Origin of the sequence: Nostoc spongiaeforme FACHB-130 (genome assembly GCF_014698475.1) — a bacterium.
GTDB lineage: Bacteria > Cyanobacteriota > Cyanobacteriia > Cyanobacteriales > Nostocaceae > Nostoc_B > Nostoc_B spongiaeforme.
Map to the genome: position 1 here is coordinate 35,989 of NZ_JACJTB010000032.1, position 18,682 is coordinate 54,670.

General features: G+C 39.6%; 18 protein-coding genes and 1 pseudogene. 12 read left to right on the forward strand and 7 right to left on the reverse strand.

What is annotated here, in order from left to right:
- Positions 1-416: 416 nt before the first annotated feature.
- The gene (locus H6G74_RS20890; RefSeq protein ID WP_190969497.1) at positions 417-605 is read left to right on the forward strand and encodes a hypothetical protein; all 189 of its coding nucleotides are present in this window, start codon (positions 417-419) and stop codon (positions 603-605) included.
- 305 nt (positions 606-910) lie between these two features.
- Here H6G74_RS20890 and H6G74_RS20895 read toward each other — a convergent pair whose 3' ends face one another.
- Entirely contained in the window at positions 911-2,803 is a 1,893-nt protein-coding gene (locus H6G74_RS20895) for an iron uptake porin (protein WP_190969498.1), read from the reverse strand.
- Between the two features lie 405 nt (positions 2,804-3,208).
- On the opposite strand from H6G74_RS20895, the gene H6G74_RS20900 reads away from it, so the two are divergent.
- Positions 3,209-3,418 carry a TOBE domain-containing protein gene (locus tag H6G74_RS20900; RefSeq protein WP_190969499.1) on the forward strand — a complete coding sequence of 70 codons (210 nt, stop codon included), beginning with the start codon at positions 3,209-3,211 and terminating at the stop codon, positions 3,416-3,418.
- A 166-nt stretch (positions 3,419-3,584) separates the two neighbouring features.
- On the opposite strand, the gene H6G74_RS20905 is transcribed toward H6G74_RS20900, so the two are convergent.
- Together H6G74_RS20905 and H6G74_RS31600 are read right to left on the reverse strand one after the other, a co-directional pair.
- A complete protein-coding gene (locus H6G74_RS20905) occupies positions 3,585-3,944 on the reverse strand; it encodes a hypothetical protein (protein WP_190969500.1) in 360 nt (119 codons plus the stop codon).
- Entirely contained in the window at positions 3,941-4,072 is a 132-nt protein-coding gene (locus tag H6G74_RS31600) for a hypothetical protein (protein WP_277927170.1), read from the reverse strand. The genes H6G74_RS20905 and H6G74_RS31600 overlap by 4 nt, the downstream gene beginning before the upstream one ends.
- A 350-nt stretch (positions 4,073-4,422) precedes the next feature.
- Between H6G74_RS31600 and H6G74_RS20910 the strand changes: the two genes are divergently transcribed.
- The 4 genes and pseudogenes from H6G74_RS20910 to H6G74_RS20925 all read left to right on the forward strand — a co-directional run bounded on the left by H6G74_RS20910 (position 4,423) and on the right by H6G74_RS20925 (position 8,338).
- Complete coding sequence (locus H6G74_RS20910) at positions 4,423-5,658, forward strand: substrate-binding domain-containing protein (RefSeq protein WP_190969501.1); 1,236 nt, start codon at positions 4,423-4,425, stop codon at positions 5,656-5,658.
- A 232-nt stretch (positions 5,659-5,890) separates the two neighbouring features.
- A pseudogene (locus tag H6G74_RS20915) lies at positions 5,891-5,965 on the forward strand (hypothetical protein); the annotation flags it as partial.
- 496 nt (positions 5,966-6,461) lie between these two features.
- On the forward strand, positions 6,462-7,379 hold the full coding sequence (locus tag H6G74_RS20920; RefSeq protein ID WP_190969502.1) for a type I restriction endonuclease: 918 nt from the start codon (positions 6,462-6,464) through the stop codon (positions 7,377-7,379).
- Between the two features lie 275 nt (positions 7,380-7,654).
- Entirely contained in the window at positions 7,655-8,338 is a 684-nt protein-coding gene (locus tag H6G74_RS20925) for a hypothetical protein (protein ID WP_190969503.1), read from the forward strand.
- A gap of 143 nt (positions 8,339-8,481) precedes the next feature.
- On the opposite strand, the gene H6G74_RS20930 is transcribed toward H6G74_RS20925, so the two are convergent.
- The 3 genes from H6G74_RS20930 to H6G74_RS20940 form a co-directional block, all read right to left on the reverse strand.
- Positions 8,482-9,249: a ChaB family protein gene (locus H6G74_RS20930; RefSeq protein ID WP_190969504.1), complete on the reverse strand. Its 768-nt coding sequence runs from the start codon at positions 9,247-9,249 to the stop codon at positions 8,482-8,484.
- 91 nt (positions 9,250-9,340) lie between these two features.
- Complete coding sequence (locus H6G74_RS20935; RefSeq protein WP_190969505.1) at positions 9,341-9,880, reverse strand: Dps family protein; 540 nt, start codon at positions 9,878-9,880, stop codon at positions 9,341-9,343.
- A gap of 345 nt (positions 9,881-10,225) precedes the next feature.
- A complete protein-coding gene (locus H6G74_RS20940) occupies positions 10,226-10,585 on the reverse strand; it encodes a hypothetical protein (RefSeq protein WP_190969506.1) in 360 nt (119 codons plus the stop codon).
- A 496-nt stretch (positions 10,586-11,081) separates the two neighbouring features.
- Here H6G74_RS20940 and nfi point away from each other — a divergent pair, with 496 nt between their 5' ends.
- From nfi to H6G74_RS20965, 5 genes are all read left to right on the forward strand, one after another.
- Positions 11,082-11,747 (forward strand): deoxyribonuclease V, encoded by a 666-nt coding sequence (nfi, locus tag H6G74_RS20945; RefSeq protein WP_190969507.1) that lies wholly within the window; start codon positions 11,082-11,084, stop codon positions 11,745-11,747.
- Positions 11,748-11,862: 115 nt separating this feature from the next.
- On the forward strand, positions 11,863-12,582 hold the full coding sequence (locus H6G74_RS20950) for a GDSL-type esterase/lipase family protein (RefSeq protein ID WP_190969508.1): 720 nt from the start codon (positions 11,863-11,865) through the stop codon (positions 12,580-12,582).
- A gap of 509 nt (positions 12,583-13,091) precedes the next feature.
- Positions 13,092-15,284: a cation:proton antiporter gene (locus H6G74_RS20955; protein ID WP_190969509.1), complete on the forward strand. Its 2,193-nt coding sequence runs from the start codon at positions 13,092-13,094 to the stop codon at positions 15,282-15,284.
- Between the two features lie 26 nt (positions 15,285-15,310).
- Positions 15,311-15,817 (forward strand): hypothetical protein, encoded by a 507-nt coding sequence (locus tag H6G74_RS20960; protein ID WP_190969510.1) that lies wholly within the window; start codon positions 15,311-15,313, stop codon positions 15,815-15,817.
- Between the two features lie 135 nt (positions 15,818-15,952).
- A complete protein-coding gene (locus tag H6G74_RS20965; protein WP_190969511.1) occupies positions 15,953-16,786 on the forward strand; it encodes an AMIN domain-containing protein in 834 nt (277 codons plus the stop codon).
- Positions 16,787-16,999: 213 nt separating this feature from the next.
- Here the strand turns inward: H6G74_RS20965 and H6G74_RS20970 are convergent, their stop codons facing one another.
- Positions 17,000-17,539, reverse strand: coding sequence for a DUF3172 domain-containing protein (locus H6G74_RS20970; RefSeq protein WP_190969512.1), 540 nt, complete (start codon positions 17,537-17,539; stop codon positions 17,000-17,002).
- Between the two features lie 265 nt (positions 17,540-17,804).
- On the opposite strand from H6G74_RS20970, the gene H6G74_RS20975 reads away from it, so the two are divergent.
- Positions 17,805-18,632: an ABC transporter permease gene (locus tag H6G74_RS20975; protein ID WP_190969513.1), complete on the forward strand. Its 828-nt coding sequence runs from the start codon at positions 17,805-17,807 to the stop codon at positions 18,630-18,632.
- Positions 18,633-18,682: the final 50 nt, after the last annotated feature.

The window sequence follows — 18,682 nt, forward strand, 5'->3', positions numbered from 1 at the left end:
ATGGATACAAAAGCCACGTTTGAGCTTTCTTTCTCCATGTATTCCAGAAAAATATTATCTTTGTTTGGTGTAGTTTTTGAGATTTTTTTATTTCGTGCAGATAGTTAGTTTACCATAAAGCCTTTGTATGACTTAAGAGTGAGAGGAAAAATCAAGGGTTTCGGGGAGGCTGAAAGGGTGTAGGTATTCAAAAATCTTACCCTCCTTACTCAACAGACAACCTTTGTGCCTAAATCCTGTCAAAGTGAGTGCAACTTTGGAACACTCCTGTACTCATCGCTGTCACTTATCACAAAACTCACAATCCATTAAATGATGTGATTAAAACTATACAATCATTTAACAAACCTTAAACCGACATTACTATAATATTTAATATTGGTGTGAGTTGAGTTGTGTATCTATTTAATATAACGATGTCTACATCTAGTGTTTCAGAACGGAAATCCCAAGCTGCTTTAGTTAACGAACTAAACAAGTCCTATTATCAAGCAGATCAGCAAGCCAAGTTTAAGAACCTGCAAGCCGAGGTAGATTCTCTGTTACAGCAGTTGCAAAACTTGAAAGAACAACGGTTAGCGGCGACTAATTCTGACGAAGAATAAGTTCTCTTAACCAAAGCGATCGCCTACATAACATCAACCTGAACCTTTAATAAACGCTTAAAACCTTAGTTGAGACAATTTTCTAAGCAGAGAACCTAACTTTGGCGATCGCTATTAAAACTCAACAAGTTTTGATATTGAGAATCTGTTGTACAGATTACTCTACCACTATCCTAATTATTAGGAGATGTGTACACTACTGATCTTCTGTACATGGTTAGAGATTTTATTGTGAATAGAATGAAAAAGCTGTTTGAGCAGTTGAGTACTCAAACAACTTAACTAAAAATATTTAGCAAGGATATCTAGAATCGGAAAGTTGTCCGAATTGTGCCGACATAGATAGTGTCGTTATTGCTGTTGTGTTCGGGGTTGAACAGAATAATAAACCCTGGGGTAATTGAGATATTGCTGTTAACTTGATAACGATACAAAGCTTCTAAATGGTAGGAAGTATCGCTATCTTCTCGACGCGCACTTGTCGCAGTCAGAGTGCGTGGCCCGTAATCATTGCTTGTCACCTTTGGCGGTTGACCAAAAATAATCCCACCGACATTACCTTTTTTACCCAAATCGGGAAATCCTAGAGTCACAGCCCAGTTCCAAATATCGGCTTTATCGCCTCTATTGACTGTATTGGTAACAGAGTTTCTTCCAGAACTAGCTTCGGCGATCGCCTGTGTGTAACCCACCCAACCAGATATGATGAATTTATCACTCAACTTGTAACTACTTTGAATGCCGTAGTGATTAGCTGATGTCGCAATGGGAATTGCAGTTGTTCCAAATGGATTATTCGCAAATGTACTTCCTTCCGAACCAGAGACATTCACATCACCAGTTGCAACGCCATTACCATCAACCGCACTAAAGTAAGAATGGGCGTAAGTAAAAGCCAAAGTCAAATCTTTATTTGGTTGCAACGCCACTTGTCCTAATGCACCATAACTCCCATCAAACAAACCTCTACCGTCCAGAGGATTTTCGGCATTTCTCGCTATATAACCGCCTGACAAGGTGATAGCATCACTCAGCTTGAAAACAGCACTGACACCAGAACCTCTACCAACCGCTAGACCAGAGTTACTCGCACGATAAATTGGCGCAAAACGACCAAACCGCGATATAGCGCCTGTAGTTGCAGCTGAAAATAGGGGGTTAACGGTGTTGAAATTATCAAAGAACGAACCGCCAACAGCATCAACCGTTACATTTAACTTATCCCCAATCGGGAAGTTATAAAATAACTTAGCCAAGCCAAAACTATTATCTGGCTCAAGAGTTGTATCCCAAGCCAAACGAGTCATATTTGTTCCAGAGACTTGATTTGTGGCGTTGAAAGCCAGAGTATTATTTGCTCTCAAAATCACGCGCAAGCGGTCTTGACCGTAAAAGCTGGAATCAAAGATGATTCGCACCCGGTCAGCAAAAATTGTGTTATCTTCCAAATCCCGTCCGCCAGCACTGTTATATGCTGCGGCTTCTCTAGCGGCTCTACTTCCACCAGGAGTATTATTGATAGTTCGCCACGCATCAGAAGTTAAAGCTTTTTCATCACCATACACACCACCAAAGGTCAAGATTACATCCCCAGATAATTTGGTTGTGGTGGAAAATTGATTGGCTTCTAGTTCGGCGGTGCGTGCTTCCAATGGGTCAATTCTGCCACGCAACTCAACTAAACCATCAGCAAATTCTTGTTGCAGCTTTTGTAAGGTTTCTAAGTCTTCCTTTCTCACAGCGTCGGCGCTACTTGTGGCAATTAATTCATTAATTTTTTCCAAACAAGCATTTAACCCAGCCGCAAATTCATAGCGCGTCATCGCCCGATTACCCCGATAGGTACTGTTGGGATAACCTGCAATACACCCATATCGTTCAACTAAAGATTGTAGTGCTTGAAATGCCCAGTCTGTTGGTTGGACATCTGATAGTTGCGATACGGATGTTACTTGATTCATGGTATCGGAATTATCAGCTTCTTGGGTTAATTCTGATACAGAGATTTGATTAACTTCAGTTGCCGTTTGAGCAACAAGAGTATCTTGTAATTGTGGTGAAACTAACTTGATACTTTCTGCCTGTAATTCTTCTGGAGACTGAATTACAGAATTTGCTAATGCTTTTTGATTCGTAACGACACTAGCAAGTAGCAGTATTGGACTGATCCATACTGCGCTGCGGAAAACACTATTCATGAGCCTCACACCTAAACTTAACTACACCAGTAGGTTGGTAAAAGTATATACTAGACCAATAAAGTTGGTAAAGCTAGTTTATCATGGGTTAAGGATAGTTTAAAAGTTTACCCAGCAAAGTTGTGTGGGAATGTTAACATCCCCAGAAAATATTCACTTTGCTGGGAAGAAGAGTGTAGGGATACAGGTGAGGAAAAACTTTACACCTAGTCTTCACAGATAATCTTACAGCTAAAATACCAACTTTATTTAAATATTTCCAACTTTATTGGTATAAATTGCAGAGAGAGGATAAATATAAAAATATAGTTAAAAAAGAGTGAGAATCCTAATATTATTCAATTTTGAAGATAGTAAATGCTATATTGAATCTGTCAATAATACCGAACCAGGGAGCAATTTAAAATGCAAGTTAGCGCACGTAATGCTTTAAAAGGAACAGTTAAAAAGGTTGAAGTTGGCAGTGTCAATACAGAAGTTACCGTAGAAATTGCCAATGGCGTAGAAGTAACAGCAATTATTACAAAATCATCGGCGGAAAATCTGAAACTCGCTGAAGGTAAAGAGGTCTATGCAATTGTTAAAGCTACTGATGTGATGATTGCTATTGATTAATTAATTTATTTTGTTATCAATACAGCAAATAAAGGGCAGGTTAACTGCCCTTTATGATGGGTAATTCTCAACTAAATCAAGTCATATATGAAAGCAGGCGATCGCATCTGAAACAACATCCATCTCTAGAATGAATTGAGAAGTTTTTCAGATGAAATTATGAGAATTAATTGTCATGTTTAGTTGATAAAATCCATAACAAATCTAGCCATAATTGTGGATGAGTGTGTTTAAGTTGAGACATAGGGTCTCGTACTAAGTTGGTAGCATTCAAGCACACAACTTCCATCAGTCCTAAATACTGTGCGACTTCTCGCAGTAGGTTTTTTTGCGTGAGAACAGCACTCATTAGCTTGTCTGGACAATAAATAGTCACATATCGTTTGTGAAAATAACTCGGATGCAGATATCGGAATTGGGGGTTATTGACTTTCACATAACAGTGGCGAATTACTTCCCATGCACTAGGATGAGTATGTTCGACAATAGTTGTAAATTGCTGTGCCAAATCTTCTTCGGTAATCATACTTGCTTGCCTCTAAAATCTTGGAGGAAGGGATATTGAATAGTTAACGGTGCGATCGCTTGATCCCTGTCACAATATCGGTTGGTATATACTTCACTAGCGAGATTACCTGCCTGCCTAAAAAGCATCAAAACCCAAACTCAACTCAAAAACTGTATCAAATACAGCTATTTACCAACTTAAATGGTATAAACAAAAAAGACGAAAGCAAAATTTCCGAAAAATTTTATCTCAGCTGCAAAACCTGAAAAGCGGATTTTATCAGCATTCTGGCTTTCCAATTTCTTAACATTAAGCAGGGAAAATCAACTTGGCGCAAAAATTTTTGATTTTTTAGCAAGAAAACTAGCAAGATGTATGTTATTCTTTCTGTAGAGGGAATCGAAAGCGCAAAACAAAAAACAAAGTAAATCTTTTGCAAGCACCGATACAGGTAAATCCGCTCCGGCTTAGTTACAGTTGAGAAAAAAGGCAGCCAATGAAGCAGGATAGCGACCTCCGCAATAACTTGAAGTCAATTAGAACCCGCTTAGGGATGAGCCAGCAAGATTTAGCAAACATCGCTGGGGTAACTCGTCAAACTATTAGTGGTGTAGAGTCAGGACAATATGCTCCTTCTGTAGCCATCACCCTAAAACTAGCGAAAGCACTTGGCTGTCAAGTAGAGGATCTATTCTGGTTAGAGCAAGATTTACCGGAAATTGAAGCAACTCTCGCCAAACCTGTCACAATTAATCAACCTCTGCGCGTTAGCCTAGCGAGAGTCGGCGGACAGTGGATAGCTTACCCTTTAGTGGGAAAAGACGCATTCCGTCAAGATATGACACCTGCTGACGGTGAGACAGTTGCGGTGGTGAGGCAGTCCGATCTTGGGGGTTTCCCCCAGAAGGAACTGCCGAAAGGGTTCCCCGGCATAAGCAAACTGTCGAACCCGAAGGGGGAAGCGGCAAAGCAAGTCGGTGCAGATAAAGTCAAAGTCAGGCTTTTGGATGACAACCTCGAAGCACTGCACAATACAGTAGTAATTGCTGGTTGTTCGCCTGTAATTTCACTCTGGGCAAGGGCTACCGAACGCTGGCATCCGCAGTTGCGAGTCCATTTTACCTTTGCCAACAGCATGGCTGCATTGCACAGTTTATGCAGAGGTGAAGCCCACATTGCGGGGATGCACCTGTATGATCCCAAAACAGGCGAACATAATGTTCCGTTTGTGCGAGAAGTTTTAGCCGACAAGTCAGCAGTTATCATCACCCTTGGTTTATGGGAAGAAGGATTATTAGTACAATCTGGTAATCCCAAAGGCTGGGAAACATTATCTGATTTAGTCAAAGCCAAAGCAACCATTATTAATCGAGAACCTGGTGCTGGTAGCCGGATGCTGTTAGAACGCAAACTGCAAGAAGCGCAGATATCATTTGATGCTGTCAAAGGATTTGACCAAATCGTTACCAGCCATCAAGATGTTGCCCAAACTGTGGCGTTAGGTTTAGCCGACGCAGGTATTAGCACCGCATCCATCGCTGCAACCTTCGGGTTAGGATTTATCCCATTACATCAATCACGCTACGACTTAGTAATTCTCAAAGAATATCTAGAAGAAGCACCCATACAACAATTGCTGAGTACCTTGGGACATCGTGTGGTTCACTCACAGTTAGAAGTTCTCGGTGGCTACGACATTAGCAGAATTGGGGAAGTAGTAGCGACTGTTTAGGATAGGGAATAGGGAGTGGGGAGTAGGGAAGGATAACACTTTTTAGACTTCATACTATCCCACACAAACGCCAAAGGCGAAAACACTTCAGATTTTTCACTTCATTCAATATGTATTTGATTTTAAAGGTTGTGGGCTTAGAGCGATCGCCTCCAACGACGTTCTACATCGTCCGAACTCTTCACATCGCAGACCCACACAAATTCACACACTACTAGGAGACTAAATCATCATGTCTGACGAAAAAATTAGACAGATAGCTTTTTACGGTAAAGGCGGTATTGGTAAATCTACCACCTCTCAAAGCTGATTTATTGTTTTGGATGTTTTCGCTTTACCGCTTTTAACCGCAAATTTTTCAGTTTTTTAATGCGGAATTAGTATTTTTTGAGATTTTTCTCCTTCTCTACTATTTGGTTGGTTGTTTATTTTCCGAGGGGATGGGAATGTCTTGTTTCCCATCCTTTTTCCTTAAAATGCCAAGTTTGGTCATACTGAACAGATATCAAAATCTCACGCAGAGGAGCCAGTGCGTTGGGCGGCTCTGCCGACTTGAAGCAACTGGCGTAGCGCAGAGTCGCGGAGAAAAAGAGTTTCAGAGATTTATTTTTTATTTCTAGCCTCAATAAAACTCATCTTATCTTTGCGCCTCTGCGTGAGGCAAAAATCACACTCATCTGTTGTCAACTACCAAAATATTACCAACCTAATTGGTAAAAAGATGCAATTGATACAAACTTGATCGCCGATTTCCGCTTTGATGCTGATTAGGGAAACTATACCAACCAAGATTAGTAAGCAAGGTGAAAACATGGCATAGACTCAAAATCAAGTCTTTGAGTCACAATCATCCCATCAAGTTAAGTAGAACAATAGCCAAAGCGACTAGCTTGGCTAAAAAACTTCGTCCTGACTCATCAGTTGCGATGGAGTCGTTACTGACATGGTTTGAAGTTATCGGCTACACAGTAGAACTAGAAGCCGATATCGCTGCGGGGAGACACCCGCAAGAACGCAATAATCTGACTGAAGTTATTTTAAGCGATCGCCTGCGTTATGCGTTGCAACGAATCAACCCGCAAATTTCATCAGCAGCAATTCAAGCAACTATCCGACAATTGACTGTTTTGCCTAGTAGTAACCTAATTGAAAATAACCTACACTTCCATAAATTATTAACCCAAGGCGTTAACATTACCTATACCATTAATAATCAAATAATTAATGATAAAATTCGCCTAATAGATGACTCTAATCTGCTTAATAATGATTGGCTAGTAATTCATCCATTCACAATTATTGCAAATAATCAAACCCACCATTTAGATGCAGTTGTTTTTATTAATGGCTTACCGTTAGCCGTCTTATATAATCAGCCTCAACACAAAACAAACACTTTTAAAAAAGCACAAGATAACTTGCGGAGACATATTCAAAATTTACCAAAATTATTTGTCTACAATGCCTTTCTATTAATTACAGATAGTCACCGAGCCAGTATTGGGACATTAACTTGTAGTTCCAGAGAGTTTTTACCTTGGCATACTATAGATGGTGAATATTTTTTCCATCCCCAAGCAACAGAAATAGATGTACTAATTCAAGGTATATTTGACAAACGACGCTTTTTAGAGCTAATCAAACATTCGATAGTTTTTGAAAAAATAGGCATTAGTTATAGTAAAAAGTTACTCCGTCATCATTTCTGTACTGTGCTGTAGGATTTGTAGCTACCAACAAATTTATATTATTAACCCACTACTTGCTGTATATATTTACAATATTTGCCGCTAATTTTTTTATAATTACCAACTATATTGATTAAATCCAATAAAGTTGGTATTATTACCCCATCAGAATATTTACTTAGTTTTTCCAGGAATGTGAGACAGAAAAACATTTTCTGCTCACAAAATTGATAGAAACCTAAGTTAATTTGGTACGCGCAACCATAGTTTTCTGAATAGAAATACAAACTGTAATTCGGGAATATTGTATGTATTTTACACGCCGTATAGCCAGCGTTTCTTTAATGCTGTCCATACTCGGATTTTGGCAACCAACTTTAGCTGATCCTGGTAATTTTTCACCTTGGCGAAGACAGGATACACCAGCACCTTGGGCAAAAAATAGATGTCTGGGAGGATTTGTAGATAAGTTTCGCCTAAGTGGAGAAGTTAATCAAACCAGCAATTTTACTCTACAGAAACTCACAGAATTACGAGATACTATCAAAACTCAAAATCCATCAGCAGTTACAGAACTCACAGTGAGTTTTCAAACAGGTTCAGGCCCCAGAACCGAAACATATTACGGAGTTACGCTGTGGGATTTAATTAACAATACAAAAGCTGGTGGCGGACTAAAACCTGGTAATTCTGGGCAAAATACTAAAAATGCCTTTTTGCGACAGTATATTTTAGTTGAAGCGACAGATTGTTATGGTGCAGTTGTAGCTGTGGGTGAAATTCATCCGAATTTTGAAAATAAATCTGTATTAGTTGCATTTGCGAAAAAAGCCAGCGACGGTACAGTTCAACTACTAACAGATGAAGGTTTTGCTCGTTTAGTAGTTCCTGGTGATAGGGCAGGTGGACGTTATATTAGTAATGTGAGAAATATTGTCGTGCTTTCTGCGCCACCTTCTCCTTTAGAATTGAAAGATTTTCGTTATCCTTAATTTTCTCTAAACACAGAGATATAGCACTTTTAACGTGGATGGACACAAATTCATCTGTGTCCATCCACGTTTATCTGTTGAAAAACAGTGGAAGAAGCCAGTGCGTTGCGACAATCTTGGTGCTTAAGTCCTGACTATATTGCTTAAACACCGACTTTTTGTTTTGACCAAACACCGTTTTCATCTTCATCAAAACGCTGGTGTACGGCTTCCCAAGCAGCTTGTTCGGCATTAAACTCATCACTGGTTTCATTCAACACCGCATTGTAACGCTCGATGAATACTCGTTGAGCTTCTTGTGACAGATGAGCGCGGACTTCAGGAGATAAATCCTCTGGGCTATTACATGGCCCAGGACAAGGATGAGCTAACGTTTTGTCCATTGTACTCAGTTCTTCAGCACCAGCACTTTCTAAAAGTAGTTGAAATTCCCCGGCGCGATTAGCTGGTACTTCTGTCATTAATAAAAATTCGCCAGCTTGTAAGCGAGTTTGGTAAACTGCGGCTTTATCTTCAGGCATTCCCCAAGCGGTGAACACCGAAACTAAACCAGCACCAGCACTACCTGCGATCGCACCACTAGCAGCCCCTAATAATAATGCACTGATTGGCCCAGCAGCCACAATCGGCCCAACAAAGGGAATGAACAGTACACCTACACCTGTGAGCAAACTTAGGAAAGAGCCAAACAGTGAACCAAAAATTGCTCCTGTTCGCAACCCACCTAAAATTACATCTTTTTTAGTAATAAAGCCTGCAATTCTCGTTTCTGACTGAAAATTCCGCCCCATCACCGAAATATGATCTCTGGGTACGCCTCGGTCAAGTAAACGTCGAATTACATCATCAACTTGCTTTTGTTCTTTAAATACAGCCGAGATAGTACGCTCTGCTTGATAGACTTCTGGCACCTGAATACTCCTTAAAATTTGCTTTTGTATAGTTCAGGACTTACGCACAAAGATAAGTCCCATCTAGGTTTAGAGATAAATCTGCGTTTAGCTATACACCCACAGGAGTTTTTGTGCCTGTTTCTGGCCTGCTACCATCTGGATGTAATTCTTGCCCTTCAATAAATGAGCGCAGCATCCAAGCCATTTCTTCATGCTCTTCCATCAGTCCAGTTAAAAAGTCCGCAGTTCCTTCATCATGGAACTCATCGCTGGACTGATCAACATGGTCTCGGAGATTGCGAATAATCTGCTCATGATCTTCTACAAGGTTCGTAACCATTCCTGTGGCTGTGGGAACATCACCTGAATGTTCTTTGAGGGTAGCAATGTCCAAAAAGGCCTGCATTGTGCCAACTGGGTAACAACCCAAAGCACGAACTCGTTCGGCTAAAGCATCAATATTTACCGTTAGTTTTTCGTAATGTTCTTCCCAAAGCTCATGCAAGCTACGAAACTGAGGGCCGACGACATCCCAATGATACTTTTTAGTTTTTACTAACAGTAAATAGGCATCTGCTAAATCTTGATTTAACAGATTCGCTACACCTTGACGCTGTTCTTCTGTCAAACCAATGTTGATTGCACGCATTGATTCTAATTCCTAAATAGACTTATTTATAAGTTCACAAAAATCAAATATTATTTACATCAACCATAAGAAAGATTACTAGAGAAGAATTATTTACAACTTAGGGTGAGCTTCATTTATGACTTAGAATAGAAAAAATCTCAATCAATTATGAACAGTAAGATACCCGAATTTTTTAAGAATTCGGGTATCTAAACATTTCAAATTTTCCGAATTAAAGATGAAGAGTGTTAATACTAATCAGCAGTCAAAGTCTTTACTTGGTACATAATTATCATTCAAAGATTATGCAGTATTACCCAATATCACTAGTTAGATTACCTTTGTAACTGCTAATTAGTATTTTTACTTTTTACCTGTGACTTTTTCCAACAGGTTTTCTACTTCATCTCTCACTGAAGTTGCATCTTGGGAATTTTCAGGACGCTTCATTTTATCAATATCAGCATCACCTTGAACTTCGTTGAGTCCTTTGTTAGACTCTTCTTGCACTTTATTCAATCCTGGAGGTGCGGATCTACCAACTTCATCAGTTTTCTTTTGAGTTTCTAGCAGTTGTGTGGTAGCTTCTGTAGGGTCACTTTTATAGCTTTCAATTGCAAAGGCGGGAAAAGCATTAGAAAATAAAACTAATGCACAGGTAAAAGCTACAATTAAGAAACGTACTGGACGTAATAGAGATAGAACAGAAGTAATATTCTTCATGTGAATTCCTCAAAAACAACGTTAACAACACATAAGTTATAATTTTCCAGCACAGCAAATTTTAGCCATCATCAGAATAAATGTTGGCGTAATGTTATTAAGATATGCTGGGCTGAAAAGTGATGTTTAGGTAGATATTTGCAAAATAATTTAATTGTGAATTACTTGCACTGTTGGCTGAACTAAAGCTCTTATAACCATTCAGTTTTTAGCTGTTTCACAATCATTTCTCTAGCGAATTTCACCTAACTTATATTTACGTCGAATCATCCTACTTTGGGATCGACCTGGAGAGTGAAGTTAATCGCTTCTGAGTTAAAGAGAATATCAACCTGTAGGTAGAGTGGCAAAATATCACTAAATTTGACGGTTTCTTGGGTTTATTTGGCGGTGATGTGGCGTAGTTGCTAGATTAGCTGGTGGTATTTATCAAGGATTGGTCTTTGATTACGATGTCGAGGGAAAATAGAGAATTAGCCGAAAATCTCTCAATATTATGAAGATTTATCAACTTCATGCTTGGCCTCAAACCCCAGAGGAAGCTATTACCATTCAAGAAAGTTTACGCGAACAAGTAATTACAGAAGATCAACTCCCAGAAACTATTAGTTATGTTGCTGGTGTCGATATGGGTTTTGCAGAGGAGGGTAAAGTTAGCCGTGCTGCTGTAGCTGTGCTGAGTTTTCCTGATTTAAAAGTTGTAGAAACAGCCTTGGCGCATCGTCCGACTTCATTTCCCTACATTCCTGGGTTCCTTTCTTTTCGAGAAATTCCAGCTGTACTGGATGCTTTAGCAAAAATTCAAACAGTACCGGATATTATTCTCTGTGATGGACAAGGTATTGCCCATCCCCGTAGATTTGGTATAGCCAGCCATCTAGGAGTAATTTTAGATATGCCGACAATTGGTGTGGCTAAATCACTGTTCATTGGCAAGCATCAAGAATTGCCAGAAGCTAGAGGTAGTTGGCAACCACTCATACATAAAGGTGAAACTATTGGTGCAGTGTTACGGACGCGCGTTGGCGTTAAACCTTTGTATATTTCTAGTGGTCACAAAATTAGCTTAACCACAGCAATTGATTATGTATTACGCTGTACACCAAAATACAGATTACCAGAAACGACCCGTGTCGCTGATAAGTTAGCGTCTAACAGATAGTCGGTAAAACATTCAGAAAAGTCAAAATTGCAGCACGCATGACAAAAAATATACGCTGGAATAGTGTAGAAATGTATAGAATCTTGTAAAGATATAAAATATAGTCTTTTTTAAGATGCAAACATTACAAGCTCTTTCTTCAATGCAACTGTCTTTAGCCCCTAATCAATGTCAGTCTTTGAAGATTGTCGCTCTTGGAGACAGCATAGTTTACGGTTTTGGTGATCCCGAACGTGGTGGTTGGGTAGAACAACTGCGGCGATGGTGGATGTTGCCTGGTGGTGCTGGTCATGTTTTATATAATTTAGGTGTCAGAGGCGATCGCACACAACAAGTAGCCCAAAGACTAGAAGTAGAATTTCGCCATCGTGGCGAACTCCGTAATCGTGTTCCTGATTTAATTATTCTTTCAGTTGGGGTGAATGATTCAGCGCGGTTAGGTCGTCCCAATGGCAAAAACTACACAGATTTTGCCAGTTTTGAAGCAGATATCGCCCATTTACTAGACTTGGCGCAGCAACTTTGTCCAGTTTTATTTGTGGGTATGACACCCGTAGATGAAGCTAAAATGCCTTTTCTGGATTGTTTTTATTTCAATCATACTGACCAACATCGTTATAAAGAAGCCACGCGCCTAGCTTGTCAACAACGTCAAATTCCTTACTTGGATATTTTCGACCAATGGATGGGACGTGGTGAAACTTGGTTACGCCAAAGAATGAATGCTGATGGTTTACATCCCAATACATTAGGCTACCAAGCTTTGTTAGATGATGTGTTGAAATGGGATGCTTTAGCACCCTATCATGCTCAACCAGAATACCAATTGAGATAAATGTATCGGCGGAGTCAATTTAAAAGCCAAAATTGTTTGGCTCACACCAATTTTTATCAATGAATTCGTCAAAAACAACCAGAACTCCGACTTTTTGAAGAAGTCGGGGTTCTGAAATTTTCTATGTTTAAAAAACAAATAGTAATGTTCTAAATCGCTAATTGCCAGTAATTTACACTATCCAAAACACATTGATATTAAGTAATTCTCCAGAGAAAATTTAATTTAAAATGTGTTAACTGCGTTTATCAACGCTTAGACGTTAACACAAAAGATATAACTGGTAATTGTTAATTATTCATTAATATTTATCCTGCATTTTTGCTAATTATTCTCTGAATATCTCTTAAATTTAACCAATTCGCTCTTGATTTGTACGACTGTAATGTAACAACAATTAACATCAAAATAGGGCATAAAGTTATATGCAATATGATGAATTAGGTTGACAATTTCCCATTGTTTCAAGAATCATCTTAGGGAAACCAGATAGTTATTCAGAGGAAACCATGCACACAGTTATTCTCGTTCTCATCGAGGTGCTGATTGTTATTGGACTGTCCCGGCTCATAGGTCTGGCATTCAAATCAATTAAGCAACCTTTGGTCATTGGTGAGATTGTTGCCGGGATTATGCTTGGCCCATCTTTATTTGGATTGGTTGCCCCCCATATAGCAGCTAGTTTATTTCCACCAGAAACAATTCCGTTTCTTAATGTTTTATCTCAGGTGGGATTAATATTTTTCATGTTTTTGATTGGCTTAGAACTTAATCCCAAATATCTGAGTGGTCAGTTAGAAGTAGCAGTTCTAACCTCCCATGTCAGCATTTTAGTACCTTTTTCTTTGGGAACTTTGCTGGCAGTACTGTTATATCCTTTAGTTTCTAATGCTAGTGTTTCGTTTACTGCCTTTGCCTTATTTTTAGGTGCAGCAATGTCAATTACAGCTTTTCCTGTATTGGCGCGAATTATTACAGAGAATAACTTACAGGGAACACGTTTAGGAACCCTAGCATTAACTTGTGCAGCCGTAGATGATGTCACAGCGTGGTGTGTTTTAGCAGTAGCGATCGCAGTCGCACGTACTGGTAACTTTTTTGGTGCTATACCCACCATTATTGAAAGCATAGTCTACATTGGCTTTATGCTGACAGTTGGACGCTGGTTTCTTGAAAGGTTAGCAACTTACTACCGCCGAACTGGACGCTTAAGCCAGTTACTTTTAGCTGTCATTTATATGGCGGTAGTTGGTTCTGCACTCATTACTGAACTAATTGGAATTCATTTGATTTTTGGGGCATTTTTATTGGGAGCCGCAATGCCCAAGAATGCAGATTTAGTGCGAGAATTAGCCGTCAAAACTGAAGATTTTGTTTTGATATTTCTGCTACCAATATTTTTTGCCTACAGTGGTTTGCGGACACAGATTGGTTTATTAAACCGTCCTGATTTGTGGTTATTGTGTGGCTTGGTGTTGCTAGTAGCGATCGCAGGCAAGTATATTGGCACTTATGTCGCCGCTCGTGTGAGTGGAATTAATAAACGCGAAGCTTCAGCCCTTGGTTGGTTGATGAATACTCGCGGTTTAACAGAACTCATTGTTCTCAATATTGGTTTGGAGTTAGGAGTAATTTCGCCTCTAGTCTTTACCATGCTAGTGATTATGGCATTGGTAACAACATTTATGACCTCTCCGCTACTAGAATGGACATATCCAAAACGCCTCATTAAGTTAGATGTCGTTGAACCAGACTTAGAAATAGAAACAACTACTGAAACCGCTACCATTATTGAACCTGCTCCTAGTTACCGAATTTTAGTCCCGGTGGCAAATCCCAGCACCCAAAAAGGTTTGGTACAGTTAGCAGTAGCACTGGCGCTGAATTACAAACAACCTGCTGTCGTCAATCCGCTCAGTTTAATTGAATTGCAAGAAGATTATGCTTTTGAGAGTACCCCAGTAGAAGCAGAACGATTAATTCTTCAGCGTCGCCTGGAACTAGAAGAATTGATTAATACCTTAGAACCACCAATAGCTCGTTCTCATATACATCCTATCATTCGCATATCGAGCAATGTAGCGCGGGAAACTGCCCAAATAGCCAGAATTGAGCAACCTGATTTAATTCTGGTGGGATGGCACCGTCCAGCTTTTAGTAATAATCGCTTAGGTGGTCGAGTCGGTCAAATTCTCAGTACTGCACCAGTGGATGTTGCTGTGTTTGTAGACCGTGGTGCAGAGCGGTTAGAAAGTTTATTAGTGCCTTACTCAGCCAATATCCATGATGATTTAGCCTTGATTTTAGCTTTGAGATTCTTGCTGAACCGTGACACTTGTATGTTGCGAATTTTACAAGTACTAAGAGATAACCATCACCAAGATGAGTTGAGCTATGAACTGCACAAAATGATAGAGCAATTACCAGCTAGTGTACGCGATCGCATCGAAATTAAAACCGTCGAATCTCCAGAGCCAATTCAAGCTGTAGTAGAAGCTTCTGAAGCAGTTGACCTGACAATTGCTGGTACTAGCCGCGTTTGGGGAATTGAACGTCAAACCCTAGGCAGATATACAGATGCTTTGGCGATTCAATGTCGTTCTTCACTACTCATTACCCGCCGTTACAGCCAAGTTACATCTCATTTGGCTTCTGTACTCCCAGAAATTAGCAACCAAGAATCAACAGTCACACAATTTTAGATTTTGGATTGTCACAAGTTAAACAGATGAATCATTTGAATGTTAAATCTTTAACCTTCTACGGAGTAGCCATAGGTTCAGTGTTACTGTTGTTTAAAACTGTCACCGCCTATGGAGAAAACAATCTCAAAGCCCCTCCTGTAGTTGAGGGACGCTACCTTCTGACTCTAGCGACGAAATTACCCAGTTGTGAAGCAGCCAATTCTTTGGTATTAAATATGCAACAATCAGGTATTTACTTGAATGCCTCTTTAGTACCAGTTAATCCTAATGCAGAGACTGAACAACCTTCTCTGACAGGTATCTTGAAAAATCAACAGATCAGTTTTTCTGGCAAAGTTGATCCAAAAATTCTGTGTCTTAATTCCAAATCTCAGACTAACTCAAATCAATCAGTTGCTATGCAAATACAGTTGATAGATCAAGATAAAATCACAGGTCAAATCACAGTCAATAGCATTCCTCAAACCCTAAGATTCACTGCTGCTAAACAATCAACACCAGAAAAATCACAAAAAGTAAATCCACATTGAAATATGGGTAAATTATGGAAGTGAAGTTAGGCACAGAAATTAAAAATTAAGGGTTGCATTGGTGAAAGGGTAGATATTTTCCTAACCCTGACACCCTCCCAAAATCAATATCCTGGTTGCAAAGGAATCACATTAATGTATACAAACCAAAAACCTCAATGGTTTTTATTATGGAGTCAGGGTGTTAGCATCAGTTTGCTGGGATTTTACACAGCAATTTCTTTAGAAACTCCTAGTACTTATGCGGCACAAATCACTAAATTGAATGATTGGCGATTTTATCCAGAAGCAGCACAACTGGAATTTACACTATCAGCTGCTACAAAGCCTCAATACTTCTATCTTGCTCAACCTCCACGTCTGGTTATTGACTTGCCAGATACTAAATTGGGTTATGTTGCAACCAAGCAAAGTTATTCTGGTGCAATTCAACGAGTCCGAGTTTCCCAATTGAACGCCAACATGACTCGGATTGTACTAGATTTAGCAGATGGAATTTATATAGATATCAATCAGGTAAAACTACAACCTGTATCTAGAGACAACCCCACACACTGGGTATTACGTCCTTTTACTTCTAGTACAAATCTCTCAATTCAACCGACTAACAGACAGCCCAGCATTAATAGCCTACCGCCAGCTTCCCATAACTACTATCCGCCAACACCTACTAATTTAAATTCCAACTCTAATTATCTACAGTTACCTAGTACATTACCGCCCATTTCTAATAACCAACAGCAACCTTATATCACCGTACCTCCCCTCACACCCAGTAACCCCTATCAAATCCAAGGCTCGGTTCTACCTCCAGCTAACTTTCCCAATCAACCTAGTAATGCGAATAATATTCCGCCCCTAGCCAACCCCAATTTTCCCATCCCTACAACACCAAGCACACCCAACTATCAATCAAATGAAGTCCAAATCCCAGTGATTGAGTTTGGACAACCTCTTCCCAAGCCATAAGTTAAAAGTACTGAGTACTGTACACTGAGCGCAGTCGAAGTGTGAGTGCTGAGTAAAAATACTAGCCCATAGTCCCTAATCCCTAGCCCTTAGTACAGGTCGGCGTAAATAAACAGACCATAAGAAATTGCTAAAAGGCTTGTGGTACAGTTATTATTTCTTTTTACTTTTGCCTTTTTACTTTTGCCTTATTGTACTAACCCCTAGCCTCTCTTAAAATCTATCTGTTTCTTGAGGCACTGCAACTGCACCTGGTTGAGATGTGAAGAAGTTTTGTGCTGCTTCGTTTTGATAAATACATCTAATATCGGGTTTTTCGCTATCTAAACTACCTGTAAAACCAAAGGTATTCAGACGATTTTTACATTCTCTGACTTGATCAGAAGTGACAAGTTTGCGTTGTTCTAAAATTGCCCAGTTATTTTGCCGTAACACACATCCAGGACGCATACTTGGTTGAGCAACATAAACGTTAAATGGGTTGAGTGTGACAAATAATCTGGCATCCATCACCATTGCACTAGCGCCGTATTGTACGCAAATCTCTGGGTTGGGGGCTTTTGTATCAATAAACTCCCGCGAAGCTACGTTGGAGGGCGTTAATGTAGTTGTGGAGCTAAAAGCAATGCCAATCCCAATACCTAAAACTAGCACACCTCCCAAAACCGCGATCGTCGTGAGGTTGAACAGAGAAGGCTGAAAAGCCGGCGGTTTAGATGTTGTAGCTGATCTACCAGTAGATTTACGTCTCATTTTTACTTTACACCTTCACATTTTGGAAAGCAGGGAGCTGTTTGCACTGCTCTTCTTATTTCAGTATGCCGATTTTGGGCGATGATTGTCTGCAAAATTTTAGTAGCACCATAACTTTTTAGAGTTTAAATAAAATTGCCTCACTATATCTAGTGATTCATAATACATAAATTGTCAAATAAGCATTTTTGATGGTAAGTATTAATTGCATCACTGAAGAGTGTAAAGTATTATTACAAAAACTTTGATTAGTGACTGCAAGCAAGTGACAACTCAAAAAGTATTCCTCTGGGGAAAACAAGTTAAAACTACACAATTTCAACTTTTAGTAGCGGATAGTCTGACAATTTTTTGGGGAGAGTGGTTAAAATTGCGAGCCAGAATCACTCAAGTTGCCGCCACTGGGTTAATCTCACCGCTAATATATATTTTGGCGTTTGGCTTGGGATTGGGTAGCTCAATTAGTCCAGGCTCAAGTGTGACAGGGAATTATGATAATTATTTAGAATTTATTCTGCCGGGGATGGTAGCTTTATCATCGATGACGATTAGTTTCGGCGGTACGACATTTTCCATTTGCGGTGAGAGGCTTTTTAGCAAAACCTTTGAAGAGATGTTACTGGTTCCCATAAATCCTTTAGCTTTGCATATTGGTAAAATGCTGGCGGGAATTGTGCGGGGTTTGATGACATCTGGTTCGGTAATTTTGGTAGCACTACTGTTTACCGGAAACTGGAATTTTTTAAATCCGTTATTTTTGTTGTTGTTGGTATTGAATTGTGCTGTATTTGCAGGGTTGGGGGTAATTGTTGGGTTAAGTGTGCGATCGCTCGAATCTGTGGGACTATATAACAACTTCGTAATTGTGCCGATGTCTTTCCTCGGTGCAACCTTTTTTGACCCCAGCACCTTACCAGTCGCATTGAAATGTGTAGTTTACTTATTACCTTTAACTTACGCCAGCACTGGTTTACGGGCTGCCGTTTACTCACCTTTATCAGAATTTCCTTGGTACAGTATACCGATTTTATTAGTAGTGGCGATCGCTTTATCCTTGTGGGGTAGTTACAAATTTTCTCAGCAAAAAGATTAAAACATAAACATAAAAAAGCGGGCTAACCGCTATATGGTTAACCCGTGCAG

Excerpts from the sequence above, each read along its gene's own strand:
- H6G74_RS20970 (WP_190969512.1), bottom strand. The coding sequence starts at position 17,539 with ATGAGACGTAAATCTACTGGTAGATCAGCTACAACATCTAAACCGCCG.
- H6G74_RS20940 (WP_190969506.1), bottom strand. The coding sequence starts at position 10,585 with ATGAAGAATATTACTTCTGTTCTATCTCTATTACGTCCAGTACGTTTC.
- H6G74_RS20890 (WP_190969497.1), top strand. The coding sequence starts at position 417 with ATGTCTACATCTAGTGTTTCAGAACGGAAATCCCAAGCTGCTTTAGTT.
- H6G74_RS20955 (WP_190969509.1), top strand. The coding sequence starts at position 13,092 with ATGCACACAGTTATTCTCGTTCTCATCGAGGTGCTGATTGTTATTGGA.
- H6G74_RS20960 (WP_190969510.1), top strand. The coding sequence starts at position 15,311 with ATGAATCATTTGAATGTTAAATCTTTAACCTTCTACGGAGTAGCCATA.
- H6G74_RS20900 (WP_190969499.1), top strand. The coding sequence starts at position 3,209 with ATGCAAGTTAGCGCACGTAATGCTTTAAAAGGAACAGTTAAAAAGGTT.
- H6G74_RS20905 (WP_190969500.1), bottom strand. The coding sequence starts at position 3,944 with ATGATTACCGAAGAAGATTTGGCACAGCAATTTACAACTATTGTCGAA.
- H6G74_RS31600 (WP_277927170.1), bottom strand. The coding sequence starts at position 4,072 with ATGCTTTTTAGGCAGGCAGGTAATCTCGCTAGTGAAGTATATACCAAC.
- H6G74_RS20950 (WP_190969508.1), top strand. The coding sequence starts at position 11,863 with ATGCAAACATTACAAGCTCTTTCTTCAATGCAACTGTCTTTAGCCCCT.
- H6G74_RS20910 (WP_190969501.1), top strand. The coding sequence starts at position 4,423 with ATGAAGCAGGATAGCGACCTCCGCAATAACTTGAAGTCAATTAGAACC.
- H6G74_RS20925 (WP_190969503.1), top strand. The coding sequence starts at position 7,655 with ATGTATTTTACACGCCGTATAGCCAGCGTTTCTTTAATGCTGTCCATA.
- H6G74_RS20965 (WP_190969511.1), top strand. The coding sequence starts at position 15,953 with ATGTATACAAACCAAAAACCTCAATGGTTTTTATTATGGAGTCAGGGT.
- nfi (WP_190969507.1), top strand. The coding sequence starts at position 11,082 with ATGAAGATTTATCAACTTCATGCTTGGCCTCAAACCCCAGAGGAAGCT.
- H6G74_RS20895 (WP_190969498.1), bottom strand. The coding sequence starts at position 2,803 with ATGAATAGTGTTTTCCGCAGCGCAGTATGGATCAGTCCAATACTGCTA.
- H6G74_RS20935 (WP_190969505.1), bottom strand. The coding sequence starts at position 9,880 with ATGCGTGCAATCAACATTGGTTTGACAGAAGAACAGCGTCAAGGTGTA.